The organism is Cohnella cellulosilytica, assembly GCF_042431195.1.
GTDB classification, from domain to species: Bacteria; Bacillota; Bacilli; order Paenibacillales; family Paenibacillaceae; genus Cohnella; species Cohnella cellulosilytica.
Map to the genome: position 1 here is coordinate 243,716 of NZ_JBHMDN010000008.1, position 15,598 is coordinate 259,313.

A 15,598-nucleotide genomic window follows, 5' to 3' on the forward strand; every position below is an offset into this window, starting at 1 on the left:
TTCACATCTCCACCTCTTTCCGGCGCAGAAGCCATAGGGTAGCCAGTCCGAACGCCGCGGCCAGAACAAACATCAGATTGCCCAAGGCTGCCGCGTAGCCGGCGTTTTGCTCGGCAAAATAAAGCTGGTACATCATCGTGGACAAGGAAGACGTACTGTAACCGGGTCCGCCGTTCGTCAGCGAGACGATGACGGCGAAGATGTTCAACCCGCCGATGATGTTAACCGTCATGCTTATGGTCACGGACGGCATCAGCAGCGGCAGCGTCAGTCCGCTGAAGCGGCGCCAGGCACCGGCTCCGTCCAGTTCGGCAGCCTCGTAATACGTCTGCGGAATGCTCTGCAGACCCGACAAATACAGGATCATCGCCACGCCCACGTATTGGAACGTATTGGCTGCCACCACGGCGGCGACCGCCAGATGGCGGTCGGCCAGCCAATTGATCGGCTCCAGGCCGAACACGCCGAGCAGATCGTTAACCGCGCCGCCGTTAAAGCGCAGAACGAAGTACCAAATATAGCCCATGACAAGATTGCTGATGATGATCGGCATATACACGATCGTACGGACAACTCGCGTGCCTCTCAGCTTCGTATCAAGCAGCAGAGCGTACCCGAGACCGATGACGTTTTGCAGCAGCGTGCTGCCGATTCCGTATATCAGCGTGTTAACCAGCACTTTCGCGATGCGTTTGTCCGACAGCATGGCCGCATACTGCTCGAAGCCGACCCATCCGTATTCCGCAGAGTATCCGTTCCAGTTCGTGAACGAGTAGAAGATGCCCCTCGTGAACGGGTAAAGAATAAAGACGAACAGGAAACAGAGGGCCGGGATATACAGCAGATTGACCCTTCTTGCTTGTCCATGCTTCATAGCTCAGACGCTTCCTTTCCTAATCCTATTGCTGTTGACTGGATTGCTGCTGATTGCGAAGACGTTCGTACTCCCGCGCCATATTGGAGGAGAATTCGGCTGTCGTGATACCGCCGGCGAGCAGATCCTGGGCGTTTTTGCACATGACGTCCCACATGCCGTTCGGAAGGAAGTCGCGGTCGAACACCGGGAAAATGCGCAATTCTTCGCCGAGGTCGGTGTACGCGTCCTTCATGTCGCTCGGCACGTTGGTCAAGCCCGGCTCAAGAGAACTGCCGCTGATCGTCTTCGCGTTGTCCGGTTCGGCGAAGAAGGAGAGGAGCTTCCGGGCTGCGTCCTTGTTCGGAGAGTCCTTGAAAATTCCCACCGTATCGCCTTCGCCTCCCGTCCACACCGGCTTGTCGCCGGCAACCATGGTCGGAATCGGCATCATGCTCAGATGAATATCGGGATTGAGTCGCTGCACCTCCGGCACGATGCCGGACCCGTACAGCGTAAACGCGATTTTGCCTTGCGCCATCAACTGCGAGGAATCCACATACTTGGCCGTCAGTACGTCCTTGTTCAAATAGCCTTTCTCATAGAAGAGCCGCAGCTGTTCCGACAGATAGTCCCACTTGTGCCAATCGAACGAACCGTCGAGCAATTGCGGCGCGCTGTTGTCGGTCGGGCTGATCAAGTACGGAATCGCCAGCATGTTATACCAGACTCCGAGCGGCCAGCTATCGGAGCCGCCGATATGGATCGGCGTCACCTGACCTCCGCTTTTCTGAAGGATCGTCTCGCACGCCGCGACGAACTGCTCCCATGTCGTGGGAACGGCTATGCCGTATTCCTGCAGCAGGTCGACGTTGTAATTGATGCCGGACTTTTGCTGGGTAATCGGCAGCGCATACAATTTGCCGTCCTCGTCGGTGACAACGTCTTTAATCGACGGCGAGACAAATTCCGCCCACGGCTCGTCGCGGAGGTCTTCCAGGAAGCTGCCGTAACGCGCTTTCGCCCAACCGTGCGTCTGAAAGACATCGGGTATGTCCTTCGAAGCCATCTTGACCTTCATTATGTTCTCGTAGTCGGCTCCCGGAAAGGTGACCTCCACCTTGATGTTCGGATTTTCCTCCATGAAGGCATCCAGCACTTTGCGGTAATTCTGCACGAGACTATCTTCGGACGCGGTGGAAAAGAAAGACAGCTTTACTTGCTTCTGATCGCCGCCGGCAGAGCCGGACGAGCTTGCCGACGGTTGCATGGACGCGCTGTCGGACCCGCCGCCGGAGCAGGCGTTGAGCAGCAGGACGGCGGACAGCGCCATGGCCGACAGCAGGGCCGGTCGTTTCATGAACATGTGAAATACCCCCATTGATCGTTATCGTATTTTTGCTGCAAGCGCTTGCAGTTAAACTATAATAGAACAGCGTCCATAACAACAATGACGCAAACCTACGATCAGGTGCCAATATCTACGATCCGGCTTGCCGAGGCCATAAGGCGGAAGGAGAAGCATTCGACGCCGGCGAAAGTAGCATGCGAACGGAATCGAAAGGAAAGATTAAACGACAGGGACTCTTGTCCCTTCCGGAAGGGGCAGCGCCCGATGAGAAGACTTAACTCTATGCGATCCAAGCTCGTGCTGCTATTCGTCGCAGCGACCGTGCTGCCGACTTTGCTTATGACGTTGGCCATCTCCTACGCTTATGAGAGAAATATCGACGCGGAGACCCAGAAGCTGACCCACAACGCGCTCGAAGCGTTATCGGGCAACATCGACACGTATTTGAACGATTTGCAGCGTCTGACGATCGCACCCTATTTGAATGCCGACGTAATGGCCGCGCTTAAGTCGGAAGCCAACAACAGCGGTCCGCCGCCCGATCGGATTACGCAGCTGCGCAACGAGCGCGCGCTCGGCCACGACATGCCCTATTATTTCCAAAATACGCGAAAAGAAATATTGTCCACGCTGCTGCTTCCGTTCGGCGGACGGCCATACGCCGCCGCCCGCAACGGTTTAAGGCAAACGCCCGGCTACGATTATGCCGCACAAAGCTGGTACAAACGGGCGGTCGCCGCTGACGGCATGGAGGTGCTGATCAGCGGTCACGAACAGGATTATTTCGAATCGTACGACACGAAGACGACGGTGTTTTCCGTGGCGCGGCTCATCAAAGACCCCGACTTGTCCATTCCGCTGGCCGTCATCATGGCGGATGCCGATACGGCGGTGTTCGACCGGATTTTGGAAAATGCCAAATTCAGCGTTTCGTCCATCGTGACGATTCTGGACGAGTCCGGCGGCTTGCTGTACGCGAACCGTCCGCTGTCGCCGGAGCTGCGCGCCAGCCTGGCGGAGCGAGCGGACGTCGTGCGCGCCGACGGCGGGTCGTATGCCGTCGTGTCGGAGCCGATTGGCGTCTCCGGCTGGCGGATCCAGGTGCTGCTTTCCCATTCAGAGATGCAGTCGAAGGCTCGCTTCGTCTATTCGACCGGTTTTTTATTTGCGATAGGAGGCGCATGCGTCGCATTGCTGCTGTTTTTCTTCTTGTCGCTGTCCGTTGTGGGCCCGTTCAAGGAAATGATCGGCGTCATGCGGAAAGTGCAGAAAGGCGATTTCACGGCTGTGTACCGCGTACTGGGCAAAGACGAGATCAGCCAGCTCGGCCATGCCTTAAACCATATGGTGTCGCAGCTCAGCGATTTGATCGACCGCGAATACCGCGCCGTCATCCGGCAGAAAAACGCCGAATACCGGGCGCTTCAGTCGCAAATCCAGCCTCATTTTCTGTTCAATACGCTGAACGGTTTCATCGGCCTGAACCGGCTGGGTTTTCGGGATACGCTGGAGAAATCGATTTTCGCCCTGAACGGGCTGCTGCGCTATACGCTGCGCAGCGACGACTGGACGACGCTGAAGGAGGAGTTCGACTTCGCCGCCCGTTATTGCGAGCTCCAGTCGATGCGGTTTCAAGACCGGCTGCGATATGACATTGCATGCGATCCTTCATTGGAAACCGTGCGATTACCGCGGCTGCTGCTGCAGCCGCTTGTCGAGAACGCGGTCATTCACGGTATCGAGCCGCTGGATCGGCCGGGTACGGTGTCCGTGAAAGCCTCGTTCCGCATGGTCGAAGGTCGCCGGATGATCGCTGTCGTCGTCGCCGATGACGGCGCCGGCTTCGATGTGCCTCCCGAAGAAGCGACGCCGCTGGATCGCGAAATGATCGGCATTCGCAATGTGGAGAGCCGGCTGAAGGCTGCATTTCCGGGCGCGTCGCTGCGGATCGCCAGCCGTCCGGGTGCAGGAACCGTCGTTACGATCGAAATACCGGAAGGAGAGAGCGCACCATGAATATTTTGATTGCCGATGACGAATATTTGGCGCGGGAAACGTTGAAGAGCATGCTCCTTGATCTGCCGGTAACTTCCGAAGATATCGGGGAAGCGGCGAACGGAGCGGAATTGCTGGAGCAGGCGGAGCGGCTGCAGCCGGACATCGCTTTTGTCGACATCCGCATGCCGAAGCTGGACGGGTTGGAAGGCATCCGGCAGGCCCGGCTTCGTTCTCCTGCCACGCAATGGGTCATCTTGACGGGTTATGCGGAATTTGAATACGCCCGTCAAGCGCTTCAGCTCGGAGCGTCGCATTATTTGCTAAAACCGCCCGAGCCGGACAGCGTTGCCGAGGTGCTGCGCGAGCTGGCCCCCAAAATCAACGCGGAACGGCGGATGAGACAGGCCGCGTTCGAACAGGCGCTGGCGCCGCTGCTGCAGGTGCCTTCCTCCAATTGGCCGACAGACCTGGAGACTAAGGCGTTCATGGAAGCAGGCTTGTCGCCGAATCGTTTTGTCGCCCGATGGATCTGCGTGGACGACGTTCGATCCAGGGAACAGCTGATGGCGCTGCTGGTCAGAGCGCAATCCCGATTGCGGGAGGAGGCGTTGGCAGTGTCCCGCGACGGTTGGGCGACAGCGCTTCCGCCCGAAGGCAACGGGTTTTGGGTTGCTGCAACCTGGCGGTCCGAACCGGAGGCTGATCGTCGCTGCGGAGAAGGCGGGAAGCGGGAGACTGAATTTGTCGAACATGCGGCGAGGGTGATGCGGGAGTTGGCGGGACGCGATGGGGGAGCGGCCGTTACCTCTTTTGACGCCTCCGGTTCCGGGACGGAGGAGCCGAAGCACTGGTTGCGGCGTGCGGGATCGATCCGATGGCAAGCGGGAAGGCGGGCGCTGCAAGGATTCGGCTCCGACTGGTCGACGCTTTCTTCAGGGCCGTGGCCAGCAGATGATGGGCGGCTGCGCGCCGTGGATTATGCCGAGAAGCTGTCCGCCGCCTTCGCCGGGAGCATGTACGAACACGCGCTCAAGCAATCGTTGTCGTTCGAATATGAGATGGCGAGCGGCGAGGCTTCGGCGGGGGCAGGCTTCTTCGCCAACTTCGCCCGATATTTTAACACCAGGACCGGTATAGCGCTTCCTGCCACGGGGCCGCTCGGCGAATGGGCCCGCAGGCTGCGTGACGAGGCCAAGCTTCGATTGGAAGCGCAGAAGCCGGAAGCGGAGAGCGGGGAAACGGCGGTACGGCGGGCAATCCGCTATATCGAGTCCCATTACATGGACGATATCGGCATCGCCCAAGCGGCCGATCGTCTCAATCTGACGCCCAACTATTTGAGCCACTTGTTCCACCGGGACACCGGAATGACTTTTAAAGCGTATTTGACCCATATCCGCATGCTGAAAGCAAAGGAATTGCTGGGGGAGTCCGGTAAAAAGATCAAAGACGTCGCAGAAGCAGTCGGCTACTTTAGCGCACGCCATTTTTCCAAAACCTACCTCAAGTATTACGGCCATTTTCCTTCGGAGGAGAAGAAGCGTTGAGTATAGAGCGTAACACCGACACTTCACCCCTGACTTCCAGAATGATACAATAATTGCGAAAGCTTGAACAATAGCAGCAGCAGAGGCAGCCAGAGGGATGGCACCCATCGTAATTGAGGAGGACTTACATTGTTAATTAAGAAATGGCTGCCTGCAGCGATGTTTTTGATGTGTTTTGCCCTCGTCCTGGCACTATCGGCACATGCAGAAGAAAACGATCTGTCCGACACAAGAGAGACCTTATTCAAGATGAACGATCCGAACGCTTTGATAAACGGGAAAAAAGTCGTTCTGCTAGTTCCGCCTACGACGATAAACAACTATACCTTTGTACCTTTGAGGAGCGTAGGCGATGCGATCGGCGCGAATCTGGAACGAAAATCGGATGAGATCAAGCTCAGTTATGAAGGAGTAACGATTGAGATCACGGTTGGCCGAGCGGAGGCGTTCGTACAAGGCAAGCCAGTTCGTTTGGAACAACCGCCCGTTGTCATTAAGGGGACAACGATGGTTCCATTAAGATTTATTGTCCATTCTCTGGGACTTGATCTTCGGTACGATCCGGCCGCGAAAGAAATACGGATTTCACCGAAAATCAAAAAAACGCCGGAGCCCATAGACGAAGATCAGCCAGGGGATAATAAGGAGGTTGAGGAGTCAGCACCGGTCATCCGACCGCGAATGGAAAATTTGACCGTGGATTATTTGTCAGCCAACTATATTAACTTAAAAAGCTTGGAGAAGATCAGGCTGTATTCCTACGGAAACACAAGCATAGCCGCCGCTAAAGATAATCAAATCTACATTCTGAATAGGGAACCGAACAAAGGTTATCAAATTAAAAAGTATGACCCGAATTCTGCGGATAAACTGTCGGTTGTCGCATCCATTGATGAGCGGTTTAACTTCGAATACTCCGTTCGGGACAAATACAAAATCAACTTTAGCTATGGAGAATTCGTTCCGAAGAAACTCGTCTACAACGACGCAACGGATACGTTGTATTTGCTGGGAGAAAGCGCGGCGATGTATCCGGACAAGCTGCGCCTTGCGGTATTTTCGATAACCCCTGAAGTGAGAATGGTTACCTACCAACTGGAAAATTCAAGTTTCTTTAAGTTGGAAGATTCTTTTTTCACCACATTGGATAACAAGACATTTTATTACGGCGAACCTTATTCGAAAATGATTTATTCCGCAAACAGGGGTCAAGCCTTGGAACTGGTCAACAGCTCTCCAACGTCGGACAAAACCCAGTTGATCCCGACCGTGAAAGATGGAGAGTTATATGTTTTCGATAAAAAGAGCAGCACGATTTTCAAGTGGACGGGAACGGGATTGGTTAAGCATGTACAAGCCGCCATTAACTCGGACTCCGTCTTGCAAGCAGCGGCATCGTTCGGTTATTTTTATGTGCTGGATGATCGCCAAGTTGTACATCGCATTACACCGGATGGCGAAATGGAGTCTTATGCGGAGCTCGGAAAGGCGAGCTTTAATCCGGGGATATTAGGAGTTCCGGAGACGAGCAACTGGAAGCTGTTCGGCGACGAAAAACTTAAGCTTGATCGCTATCAGCTGCAAATGTCGGCGGATAGCAACGGCAATTTATTTTTGTTTGACGATGGAATCTTAAAGCGGGTAAACGTGTATCCGAGTTAAAATATTGATAACATGCTTATTGAAGTCAAGCTGATGATGGAGGGGGCTCTTTGAATAAGTGGGTTGGTGCACGTAACCTATTTCGAGGTTGAGATTTTAGACGGAGAACCAACAATTCATGACCCCGATGGTCTTATTTATGAAATCGGCTGGAAAACCTCTGAGCAGTTAAATGAACTGGAACTTTCCTTTCCCGAAGATAAAGCATTTTTGTTGCAGTATATCGAACAAATAGCATTGAGCTAAGGAGGCCGCGATGAACGAGAAAGCATTTGACGAACCATTATTTGCAAGCTTGAAGCCGGGCTTAACCTCGTTCTGTTACCGAATGCTAGGCTCCATGGACGATGCGGATGATGCCGTTCAGGAGACGAGTATTCGGGTCTGGCAGAGCTGGAGCACGTTCAGACAGGATTCCTCGTTCAAAACTTGGGTCTATCGGATTGCCTCCAACCTGTGCCTGGATAAGCTGAGACAATCCAAACGTCGCGCGCTTCCCGTTGACCTGTTCGATCCGGCCGTCGCCATCGTAGAGCCGCGCGACACGCTGCCGGAGTCTGCCTGGATCTGGCCGTCTCCCGACTTTGGGGGCAATCCGGAGGATCGGCTCGTCCGCAGAGATACCCTTCGACTGTGCTTCATCGCTCTCCTGCAGATCTTGCCTCCGCGGCAGCGCGCGGTACTCATTTTGAAGGATGTATTTGAATGGTCCTCCAAGCAGATCGCGGAAACGTTGGCGATGTCGCCGGCAGCGGTGAACAGCGCCTTGCAAAGAGCTCGAGAGACAATGGACCGGGCGCAGCTTCGCTCGGATGAGCTCAGCAGCATGAATGTTCAACCGGAGCAGGAGTTGCTGTCCCGGTATGTGGAGGCCTTCGAGCAATTCGATATTGCTGCGCTCGTCGCGTTGTTCCACGAGGAAGGCTGCATGTCGATGCCGCCCTTCGAGATGTGGATCCGCGGCAAGGAAGATTTGTCCGCCTTTTATTCGCTTACTCGCTGGCATTGCGAAGGTTCGCGATTTGTGCCCATTACGGTGAATGGCGGTTATCCGGCGTTGGCCCAGTATATGCCGGACAAAGAGGGCTCTGGCCTGGTACCCTGGGGCATCCACGTCATCGAAACCAAAGAAAATCAAATTCTGCATGTTCAAAACTTCATTCATACGCCATTATTTTCGCGATTTGGGCTGCCTGAACGAATTGACCGATGAATTTCGTCATTGACTTACGTCTATATTATTGAGAATAACCAAACGACGAATATCATGAGAGAGGTGTCTATTTAAATTGGAAACGAATCAACCGACGAAAGTAACCGTGCAAGCCGTTATTCAAGCTCCTGTCGAGAAGGTATGGCGCTATTGGACCGAGCCGGATCACATCACGAAGTGGAATCAAGCGTCCGAGGACTGGCATGCGCCGAGAGCCGAAAACGATCTGCGGGTCGGCGGCAAGTTTCTGACACGGATGGAAGCGAAGGATGGCAGCATGGGCTTTGATTTTGGCGGCGTCTACGATGTCGTGAATCGGCATGAAGCGATCGGTTACACCATGGGAGACGGAAGAAGAGTGGACATTACTTTCGTCGATCAAGGGAATGAGACGAAGGTCATTGAAACGTTCGACGCGGAAAGCTCCAATCCCGTCGAGTTCCAGCAAGCAGGCTGGCAAGCGATCATGGACAATTTCAAAGCCTATACCGAACAAAACTAATCATCGCGAAGAAGACGCCGGGGAAGATGCCCGGCGTCTTTCTTTCTGAACCTTAGTACGCGCGTGCTCTCCGTTAGCCTCAACCTTGTGCCGCATCCACGTTCATGCAGTTAATGGCCCACAGATGGCCATCCAAGTCCACGAAGCCCCAATGATACATGACCCCATGATATTCAGGTTCAGCGTGCAATTTCCCGCCCATGGAGACCGCGGTATTCACGATTTCGTCGACCTTTTCCCGGCTCTCGAAGGCCAAGGCGATCGTCATCTGCGCATACTTGCTCGTATCAACAGATTCCCTCTCCGTGAGCGTATTAAAGAAGGCTTGATCGATCAGCATGACCTGCAGGTTGTCGCCGATCACGATGGCTGCCGAACTCTCGTTATCGGGGAAATGCGGGTTGAGCTCGAATCCGAGTCCGGTGAAGAAGGCTTTCGATTGTTCTACGTTTTTTACAGGCAGGTTGAAGCTCGTGAATGCGGACGTTAATGCCATTTTCAAAACACCTCTTCGTCAAATTAGTTTGTGTTCATTATACCCTTCGTTTATATAGACGACAGCCGATCCGGGAATTCATCGGTCTCATGAATTCGGAAGCGTAAATTTTGAAAAACAACTTGGTAATGAGTTCGTTATGTCCAAAAAAGTATAGACAAGGGATCTTTATTTTTTTATCGAATACTGTAATATTAATTTAGGGGACAATGGAAATTAAAATATGTAGGGCCAAAGCAACAAACATCTACTGGTCAACACACAGTGAGAGGAGGGAACAGGATTGGATTTTGATGGATTGGCAAGAAGCTCTTTACGTCGAGCAAGTGACGATTGGAAGTTTTTAAATATGCAAGGTCACGAAAGAACATCTGTAATAAAATGGGCTCAATCATGCGCGGAATCCGCATTACGAGCGATACTGTTTCATTATAATATTCGGTTACCAAAAACACATGATCTTGACGAGATTGCAAAAAATAACAGTCGTTTGTTACATGAGATATGGACAGAACTTCAGCCTCAACTTCATACTTTTGAGAAGCTTTTTACATGGCGTAATATAGTTTATCATCATAATGATAGTCCACCTGTCGTTAATCATCCTTCAATTGGAACTAACTGGGATAAAGAGGCCTACGATTGTGCAAAGATTATTTATGAAATAGCTGTCAGGGTAGTAGATAAACAATAATAAAATCTCATTTGGAGTAAAATGTGATTGTGTTAACTGATAAGAGAATTTCTGAGATTCTTGAGCTTACAATGTAGGGAGTTATAAACAGAAGTTTACAACAATCATTATAGGGAATTATTTAATTTGGCTCGGGTTGTTTTATTACATATGTATAAAATGCAATGTATTCTTAATTTTAATAAATCATCAAAATCGCCTTTGAAATAAAAGCATTCAATATGAGTTGTCAATTTATATCGTATTATACGCATGGGCCAATTATTTTCTGGTCTTTTTTTGTTGAAACAGAATAAAGGAGATAAAAGGTCTTAATATGATTATTATCGAATTTATGTAAGAAGTAGTAAAGAATACGTGGTGGGATACTCTGGTTAGCATAACTGCACTTTAGCTTAACGCCAACGACCATCTTTTAAGCCGCATTACGTGAAAAAAACTTTTTTGCGGCAAAGTTGAGAATAATTAACTATAAGCTGATATTAATTTATCAAAAAGAAATGGATGGATCTTATGAGTCAATTTAACAGTTACATTTCAGTGGACATGATGTATAAAGATTTACATCCCGGGCTTGATCAACTTCGAGAGCTTGTGAGTCAGCTCAGTTGCTCAGATGCATTGTTCTGGTGTGCAAGGATTAACTTAGCACTAAGTTCTAATGGTAACGAGAGTGTCCAGATGCAGTTGTTCGACATGTTAACTTCATCGAAAGAAAAATATTGGTTAAAAAAAATATCCAGAAAATTAAGTAAAGAAAGAAAGCCAATTATCTTCTTTTTTCGCGGACAAATATTAGAATTAATGCGATGGATAGTTTTATTTTGCCATGACCATCCCAATGATGGCGTTACTTTTGATATTGAAGAAAACAGAGTAATATTTTTTAAATGTGCGCTTATTGCTAGTGATCTATGGAGTAATCAAACGTATGGATCCATTTTGGATGATGAAAAGGATATTTCTGTCGCTAAGGAGTTTGCACGAGCCCCATTCAGAAGAGCGTTAGAGGCAGGGAAACATGCACCTGAGTTATTTATTACATTCGGCAGAGGATGGAATTTCTATAAGAAGTATTTTAGTAAACACTTTCCTACTTTTCATGACGATTTTATGCGAGATACACAAATGACTTTTGAAGAATACATGATTTGCTTTTCAGCCTTTGCAGTCAGTTTTATGGACCCCTTAGTAAACCGAATTGTTTTTGATATAAACACGGTAGGTGATACTACTTTAATTCCAGAGCAAATTGATAAATTTGTTAAAATGGAATCACAATCATTGGATGAACTTTATGGTAGTCTTTGGAATGAAAAAAGTGATGCTGAAGTTACCGAAATTACTGTAGGTCCTCTTAATACATTATCACTAAGAAATAAGCCCATTTATTCCAAACCTGACGGCAGATCTGTAATATTAGATCCTGTTTTTTTTCATGAGCGCGTTCTGGTAAGTCCTATATTCCAACTCATCCGTTTGAATTCTTTTAACCACAATGAGATTTTTTCAGCATTTGGTAATGCATTCGAGGATTATTGTTGTGACATATTAAAGAGAATGTACTCAACAACCACACGAGAGAACAATCTAATAAGACAAAAAGAATATCTGCGACGTGATGGCCAAACGCTTCTTCAAATCGATGCAGCAATACTTCGAGAGAAAACAGCTGTAATATTAGAAATGAAGTCCTCCTTTCTTAGAGAATCAGAGATTAACTTGGATGGTGTTTCCTATGCAGAAGAACTAAGGATGAAGTACAGTTCAACCAAAAAAAATGGTATTGAGAAAGTTAAAGGAGTAGGCCAGTTAAGCCGAACAATAAAACATATCCTGAAGAAAAATAATGATGTATTAGCCAAAGATTTTAATGAAATCCAAGAGATAATACCAGTATTAGTAGGCCATGATAGTTTATTGGATGCACCATTAACGATTGAACTGTTACGTGAGGAGTTTCAAATATTGATCGAACAAGATATCGGACAAATTAATCGAGAGGGATTATTGAACATATATTCTTTAACTATATTAACTATCGACGATCTGGAATATTTGGAGGACTCGACTCAGCACTTCAATATTATAGATCTACTAAAGGATTATTCTCGCAGTAGTACCGTTGATTCGCTTCACAACTATATTGTAGGTTCTAAGAAATACGGATACTACGCAAATAGCCATCTTGTAAATACCAGTTCTGAGATTCTAAAAAAAACGAGAGAACTACTTTTCAACCAAACCGACTATTAAATCATCTTTTACTAAGGGGGGGTTGCCTGTTGCCTGATAAGCCAAAGAACAAGGCAAGGTCTCAACGAAGCAGGTTATACCCCCGCAGCTTAGTGACATATGTATAAAATACGGGTTTTGTGAAATAGTCTTATGATCGTTTCACTCATAGTTGTAAATTTGCTAAAATGCCGGCATAGCCCCTAGACGCTCTTGCAAAATCACGCGAAGCTCATTGGGGATCCGTTCAAACTTGACCCCTCTTCCCAGAAATAAAAGCCAATCCGCGTAATACGCCAGCGTCTCCTCATCGGTCACATCCAACTGCACATTAAAAATCCCGCTCGACTGAAACATTCCGGTTAAGGACAAAATAATCCCCGGCGGATGCATACGCTTAAAGCGCAGAATCCCCGTCGCATCAAGCTTCACAACAAGATTCGCCTCGCGTGCGACAAGCCGTTTTTTGTTTAGAATCTCTTGCTCGGACAATTTCATCTCCTGCTCGGAAATTGCCGAATCCCGCAGCATCTCGACAGGTAAATAACGAAACTCATCCGTATCAAAATCATAAACCTCGACCAGCCACTGGGCGTTCGAGTTAAACGTATGCAGCAAATAAACGTCCATCAACTGCGGCCAGCCCGGACTCAGCTCATAGGTCAAGCGCAAATGCTTATCCCTTACAGCAAGCGTAATCAGCTGGTTCAGCTCCTCGGGCGCCGCATCATCAAGCTCCAGAAGGTGCGGATTTGCCGGATTTGTATTTTCAAAAAGCAGAATATTATTCAGCTCGATCAGCTCGTCTTGCTGGGATTGCGATGCGATGCCGATGAGTTTTTCAGTGATTGAGCGACGATTTTGCAGATAAGGCAGCTGCGAATTTTTCGAAGCGATAAAGCTGATAAAAATCGCCTTTAGCTCTTCCGGCGTGAAGCGGACGGCTGGCAGATACTGATTGGGCAGGACATTGTAGCCCCCGCCCCGCCCAAGCTCGGTCGTCAGAGGAAAGCCCATCGCCTGAATCTCGTTAATGTCGCGGATCGCCGTCGCGCGGGAAATCTTGAACTCCCGCTGAATTTCGGCAATCGTAAAATGCGCGCGGTTATTGATGAAGCGCATGACCAGGTTCACTCGTTCTGTTTTCTTCATGCTTCTATTGTATCAAGAATGAAGCCAAACGAAACTTTACTTTTTGAATTCCCAATAAAAAGTATCATTTTTTGATACATTCAGCCAATAGAATCAGTCTTGTAAAAATAAATCCCCAAAGGAGAAAACAAAATGTCTAACTACTCGATCCAAACGATCTCGGAAAGCTACAAAATGACCGGTTTCGGCGTTTCATTCGAAGACTTCAACGACTGGGCAGGCAATGCCGCAAAAACTGCAGCGAAAAAAGCGGAAATCACCGAAAACGGCAAGCTTGCCGAGCTGCTCGCGCTCGCCGACGGGCAAGAATATCAAATCAACTACGTCATCGACGGCAAGGCTTGGCGCGGCTTCGGCGTAATGGGCGAGTTTGACGTGGAAGGCGCGGCCGTCCTCGATTTCCTTGCCGGCGATTACCTCGTCGTGTCCGGCACAGGCGCTGACAAGGATCGCCTTGCCGACGAAATCACAGGCAAAGTTTTCGGCGGCTTGCTGCAAGAAATCACGGACTACAAATACGTTGGTCCTGGTAACTCGACCTTTGTCAAAGCAGCTGAAAACGGTGAATTCTACGGTGAAATGTGGCTGCGCGTAAAAAAAGTCGAAGGCTAATCAAAGGAGCGCTCACAATGGCAGATTACACACTTGAACACAAACCCTCCTTCACATTGACCGCTTATGGCTTTTCAATCCGGTCGAATTTTCAGGACTTTCCATCCGTGCAAAAAGAAAAAGCCGAGTTTTGGAACGGACTCAAATCTGACGGGCGTTACGATAAGCTCAAAGACGCCGCAAAGGACGATCGCGAATGGTCGGTTAACGAGGTTTATCAAGGCAAACCGTGGAATTATTTTGCGGTAGAAACAAGAAAATCCGTGAATGACGCAACGCGCATCATTGAGTTTCCGGATAGCGAGTACATTGTCGTCGCAGGCACGGGCGACAAGGAAGCCTTGTTCGATCAGCTGACTTACCGTGCTTTCGGCGAAGTGTTGGGACAAGTCACCGATTATGCCTACATCGGCGGTCCAAACGCGACTTATCGCATAGATAACGGCGACGGCACTTTCTACGGCGAATTCTGGGTGCCAGTGGTTAAAAAATAGCGAGCTGCTTAGGCCCATGTACAATTACATGGGTCTCTCCTCGAACCAGGACATGCGTGCAGGTCCTCTTTATCCTGCTTCATTTCCGCTCACTCGGCCTTCACCGAGATCGGAATTTTGATAAAACCGACGCCTACCGACCGAACGCCATATTTCATGTCAGAGCCTATCGTAACCAATAGGTTGAAGGTTTCCTCAGGCAATATGGCTTTGCGATCGGCAACTAAATCGAACATGACCGTTCCCGTTCCTCCGCCCACAGGTTTAAATGAAGGATTGAAACCAATTTCAACTCTATTTCGCCATTCGTCAATAACACTATCTCTTTCAAAAGCACGCGGCTTCAAATCTGTCTCTTGACCCTCAGGTGTACTGCTTAACAGATTGGAAATATACCATTTCTTCGGGATGTAAAAAGTCAAACCGGCAAAATCCTCCGGATCGATCTCATACGACGCTGTGATCCGCATATGATCGGCGATTCCTTTGTCTTTGTCGCCCCATACCAGGATCGTTCCTTTAACCGATGAGTTTTGATTTTCAGTCGTGGACTTCACGCTGAATTCCTTGGTGAGCGCAACGCCCTCATTAAGTGCAACTTGATCGGTAAGCTTCTGTTGAAAAAAATAGCGCTGCACGATCAAGACGGCTGCCACAATCAATACGGCAGTTAAAATATATTTGGCAGAAGGCTTCAGTTTAATCCCTCCGAATGAAATATTTACAAATTCACCCCTCCATTATATCAGACAAATCCGCTCGCCGTTCGCGGAAACCCAAACTGCCGCC

General features: G+C 49.4%; 14 protein-coding genes. 9 read left to right on the forward strand and 5 right to left on the reverse strand.

Features of this window, described 5'->3' with window-relative positions:
* Position 1 precedes the first annotated feature (1 nt).
* Entirely contained in the window at positions 2 to 874 is an 873-nt protein-coding gene (locus ACFFT4_RS05935; protein WP_378045874.1) for a carbohydrate ABC transporter permease, read from the reverse strand.
* A 25-nt stretch (positions 875 to 899) separates the two neighbouring features.
* A complete protein-coding gene (locus ACFFT4_RS05940; protein ID WP_378045875.1) occupies positions 900 to 2,219 on the reverse strand; it encodes an ABC transporter substrate-binding protein in 1,320 nt (439 codons plus the stop codon).
* 249 nt (positions 2,220 to 2,468) lie between these two features.
* On the opposite strand from ACFFT4_RS05940, the gene ACFFT4_RS05945 reads away from it, so the two are divergent.
* The 5 genes from ACFFT4_RS05945 (at position 2,469) to ACFFT4_RS05965 (ending at position 9,126) form a co-directional block, all read left to right on the forward strand.
* The gene (locus tag ACFFT4_RS05945) at positions 2,469 to 4,220 is read left to right on the forward strand and encodes a sensor histidine kinase (protein ID WP_378045877.1); all 1,752 of its coding nucleotides are present in this window, start codon (positions 2,469 to 2,471) and stop codon (positions 4,218 to 4,220) included.
* On the forward strand, positions 4,217 to 5,749 hold the full coding sequence (locus ACFFT4_RS05950; protein ID WP_378045879.1) for a response regulator transcription factor: 1,533 nt from the start codon (positions 4,217 to 4,219) through the stop codon (positions 5,747 to 5,749). Before ACFFT4_RS05945 ends, ACFFT4_RS05950 begins: the two co-directional genes overlap by 4 nt.
* Before the next feature lie 129 nt (positions 5,750 to 5,878).
* Positions 5,879 to 7,411 (forward strand): stalk domain-containing protein, encoded by a 1,533-nt coding sequence (locus ACFFT4_RS05955; RefSeq protein ID WP_378045880.1) that lies wholly within the window; start codon positions 5,879 to 5,881, stop codon positions 7,409 to 7,411.
* Positions 7,412 to 7,667: 256 nt separating this feature from the next.
* On the forward strand, positions 7,668 to 8,624 hold the full coding sequence (locus tag ACFFT4_RS05960) for a sigma-70 family RNA polymerase sigma factor (protein ID WP_378045881.1): 957 nt from the start codon (positions 7,668 to 7,670) through the stop codon (positions 8,622 to 8,624).
* Between the two features lie 76 nt (positions 8,625 to 8,700).
* Positions 8,701 to 9,126, forward strand: coding sequence for an SRPBCC family protein (locus tag ACFFT4_RS05965; RefSeq protein WP_378045883.1), 426 nt, complete (start codon positions 8,701 to 8,703; stop codon positions 9,124 to 9,126).
* Positions 9,127 to 9,205: 79 nt separating this feature from the next.
* Here the strand turns inward: ACFFT4_RS05965 and ACFFT4_RS05970 are convergent, their stop codons facing one another.
* On the reverse strand, positions 9,206 to 9,622 hold the full coding sequence (locus ACFFT4_RS05970; RefSeq protein ID WP_378045885.1) for a VOC family protein: 417 nt from the start codon (positions 9,620 to 9,622) through the stop codon (positions 9,206 to 9,208).
* 283 nt (positions 9,623 to 9,905) lie between these two features.
* Here ACFFT4_RS05970 and ACFFT4_RS05975 point away from each other — a divergent pair, with 283 nt between their 5' ends.
* Together ACFFT4_RS05975 and ACFFT4_RS05980 are read left to right on the forward strand one after the other, a co-directional pair.
* A complete protein-coding gene (locus ACFFT4_RS05975; RefSeq protein ID WP_378045887.1) occupies positions 9,906 to 10,316 on the forward strand; it encodes a HEPN domain-containing protein in 411 nt (136 codons plus the stop codon).
* Between the two features lie 681 nt (positions 10,317 to 10,997).
* Positions 10,998 to 12,572, forward strand: a complete 1,575-nt coding sequence (locus tag ACFFT4_RS05980; protein WP_378045889.1) for a hypothetical protein — start codon at positions 10,998 to 11,000, stop codon at positions 12,570 to 12,572.
* Between the two features lie 162 nt (positions 12,573 to 12,734).
* Here the strand turns inward: ACFFT4_RS05980 and ACFFT4_RS05985 are convergent, their stop codons facing one another.
* Entirely contained in the window at positions 12,735 to 13,685 is a 951-nt protein-coding gene (locus tag ACFFT4_RS05985; RefSeq protein ID WP_378045891.1) for a helix-turn-helix transcriptional regulator, read from the reverse strand.
* Positions 13,686 to 13,835: 150 nt separating this feature from the next.
* Here ACFFT4_RS05985 and ACFFT4_RS05990 point away from each other — a divergent pair, with 150 nt between their 5' ends.
* Positions 13,836 to 14,315, forward strand: coding sequence for a hypothetical protein (locus tag ACFFT4_RS05990; RefSeq protein WP_378045893.1), 480 nt, complete (start codon positions 13,836 to 13,838; stop codon positions 14,313 to 14,315).
* 17 nt (positions 14,316 to 14,332) lie between these two features.
* A complete protein-coding gene (locus ACFFT4_RS05995; RefSeq protein WP_378045895.1) occupies positions 14,333 to 14,809 on the forward strand; it encodes a GyrI-like domain-containing protein in 477 nt (158 codons plus the stop codon).
* A gap of 89 nt (positions 14,810 to 14,898) precedes the next feature.
* Here ACFFT4_RS05995 and ACFFT4_RS06000 read toward each other — a convergent pair whose 3' ends face one another.
* A complete protein-coding gene (locus tag ACFFT4_RS06000; RefSeq protein WP_378045897.1) occupies positions 14,899 to 15,453 on the reverse strand; it encodes a hypothetical protein in 555 nt (184 codons plus the stop codon).
* Positions 15,454 to 15,598: the final 145 nt, after the last annotated feature.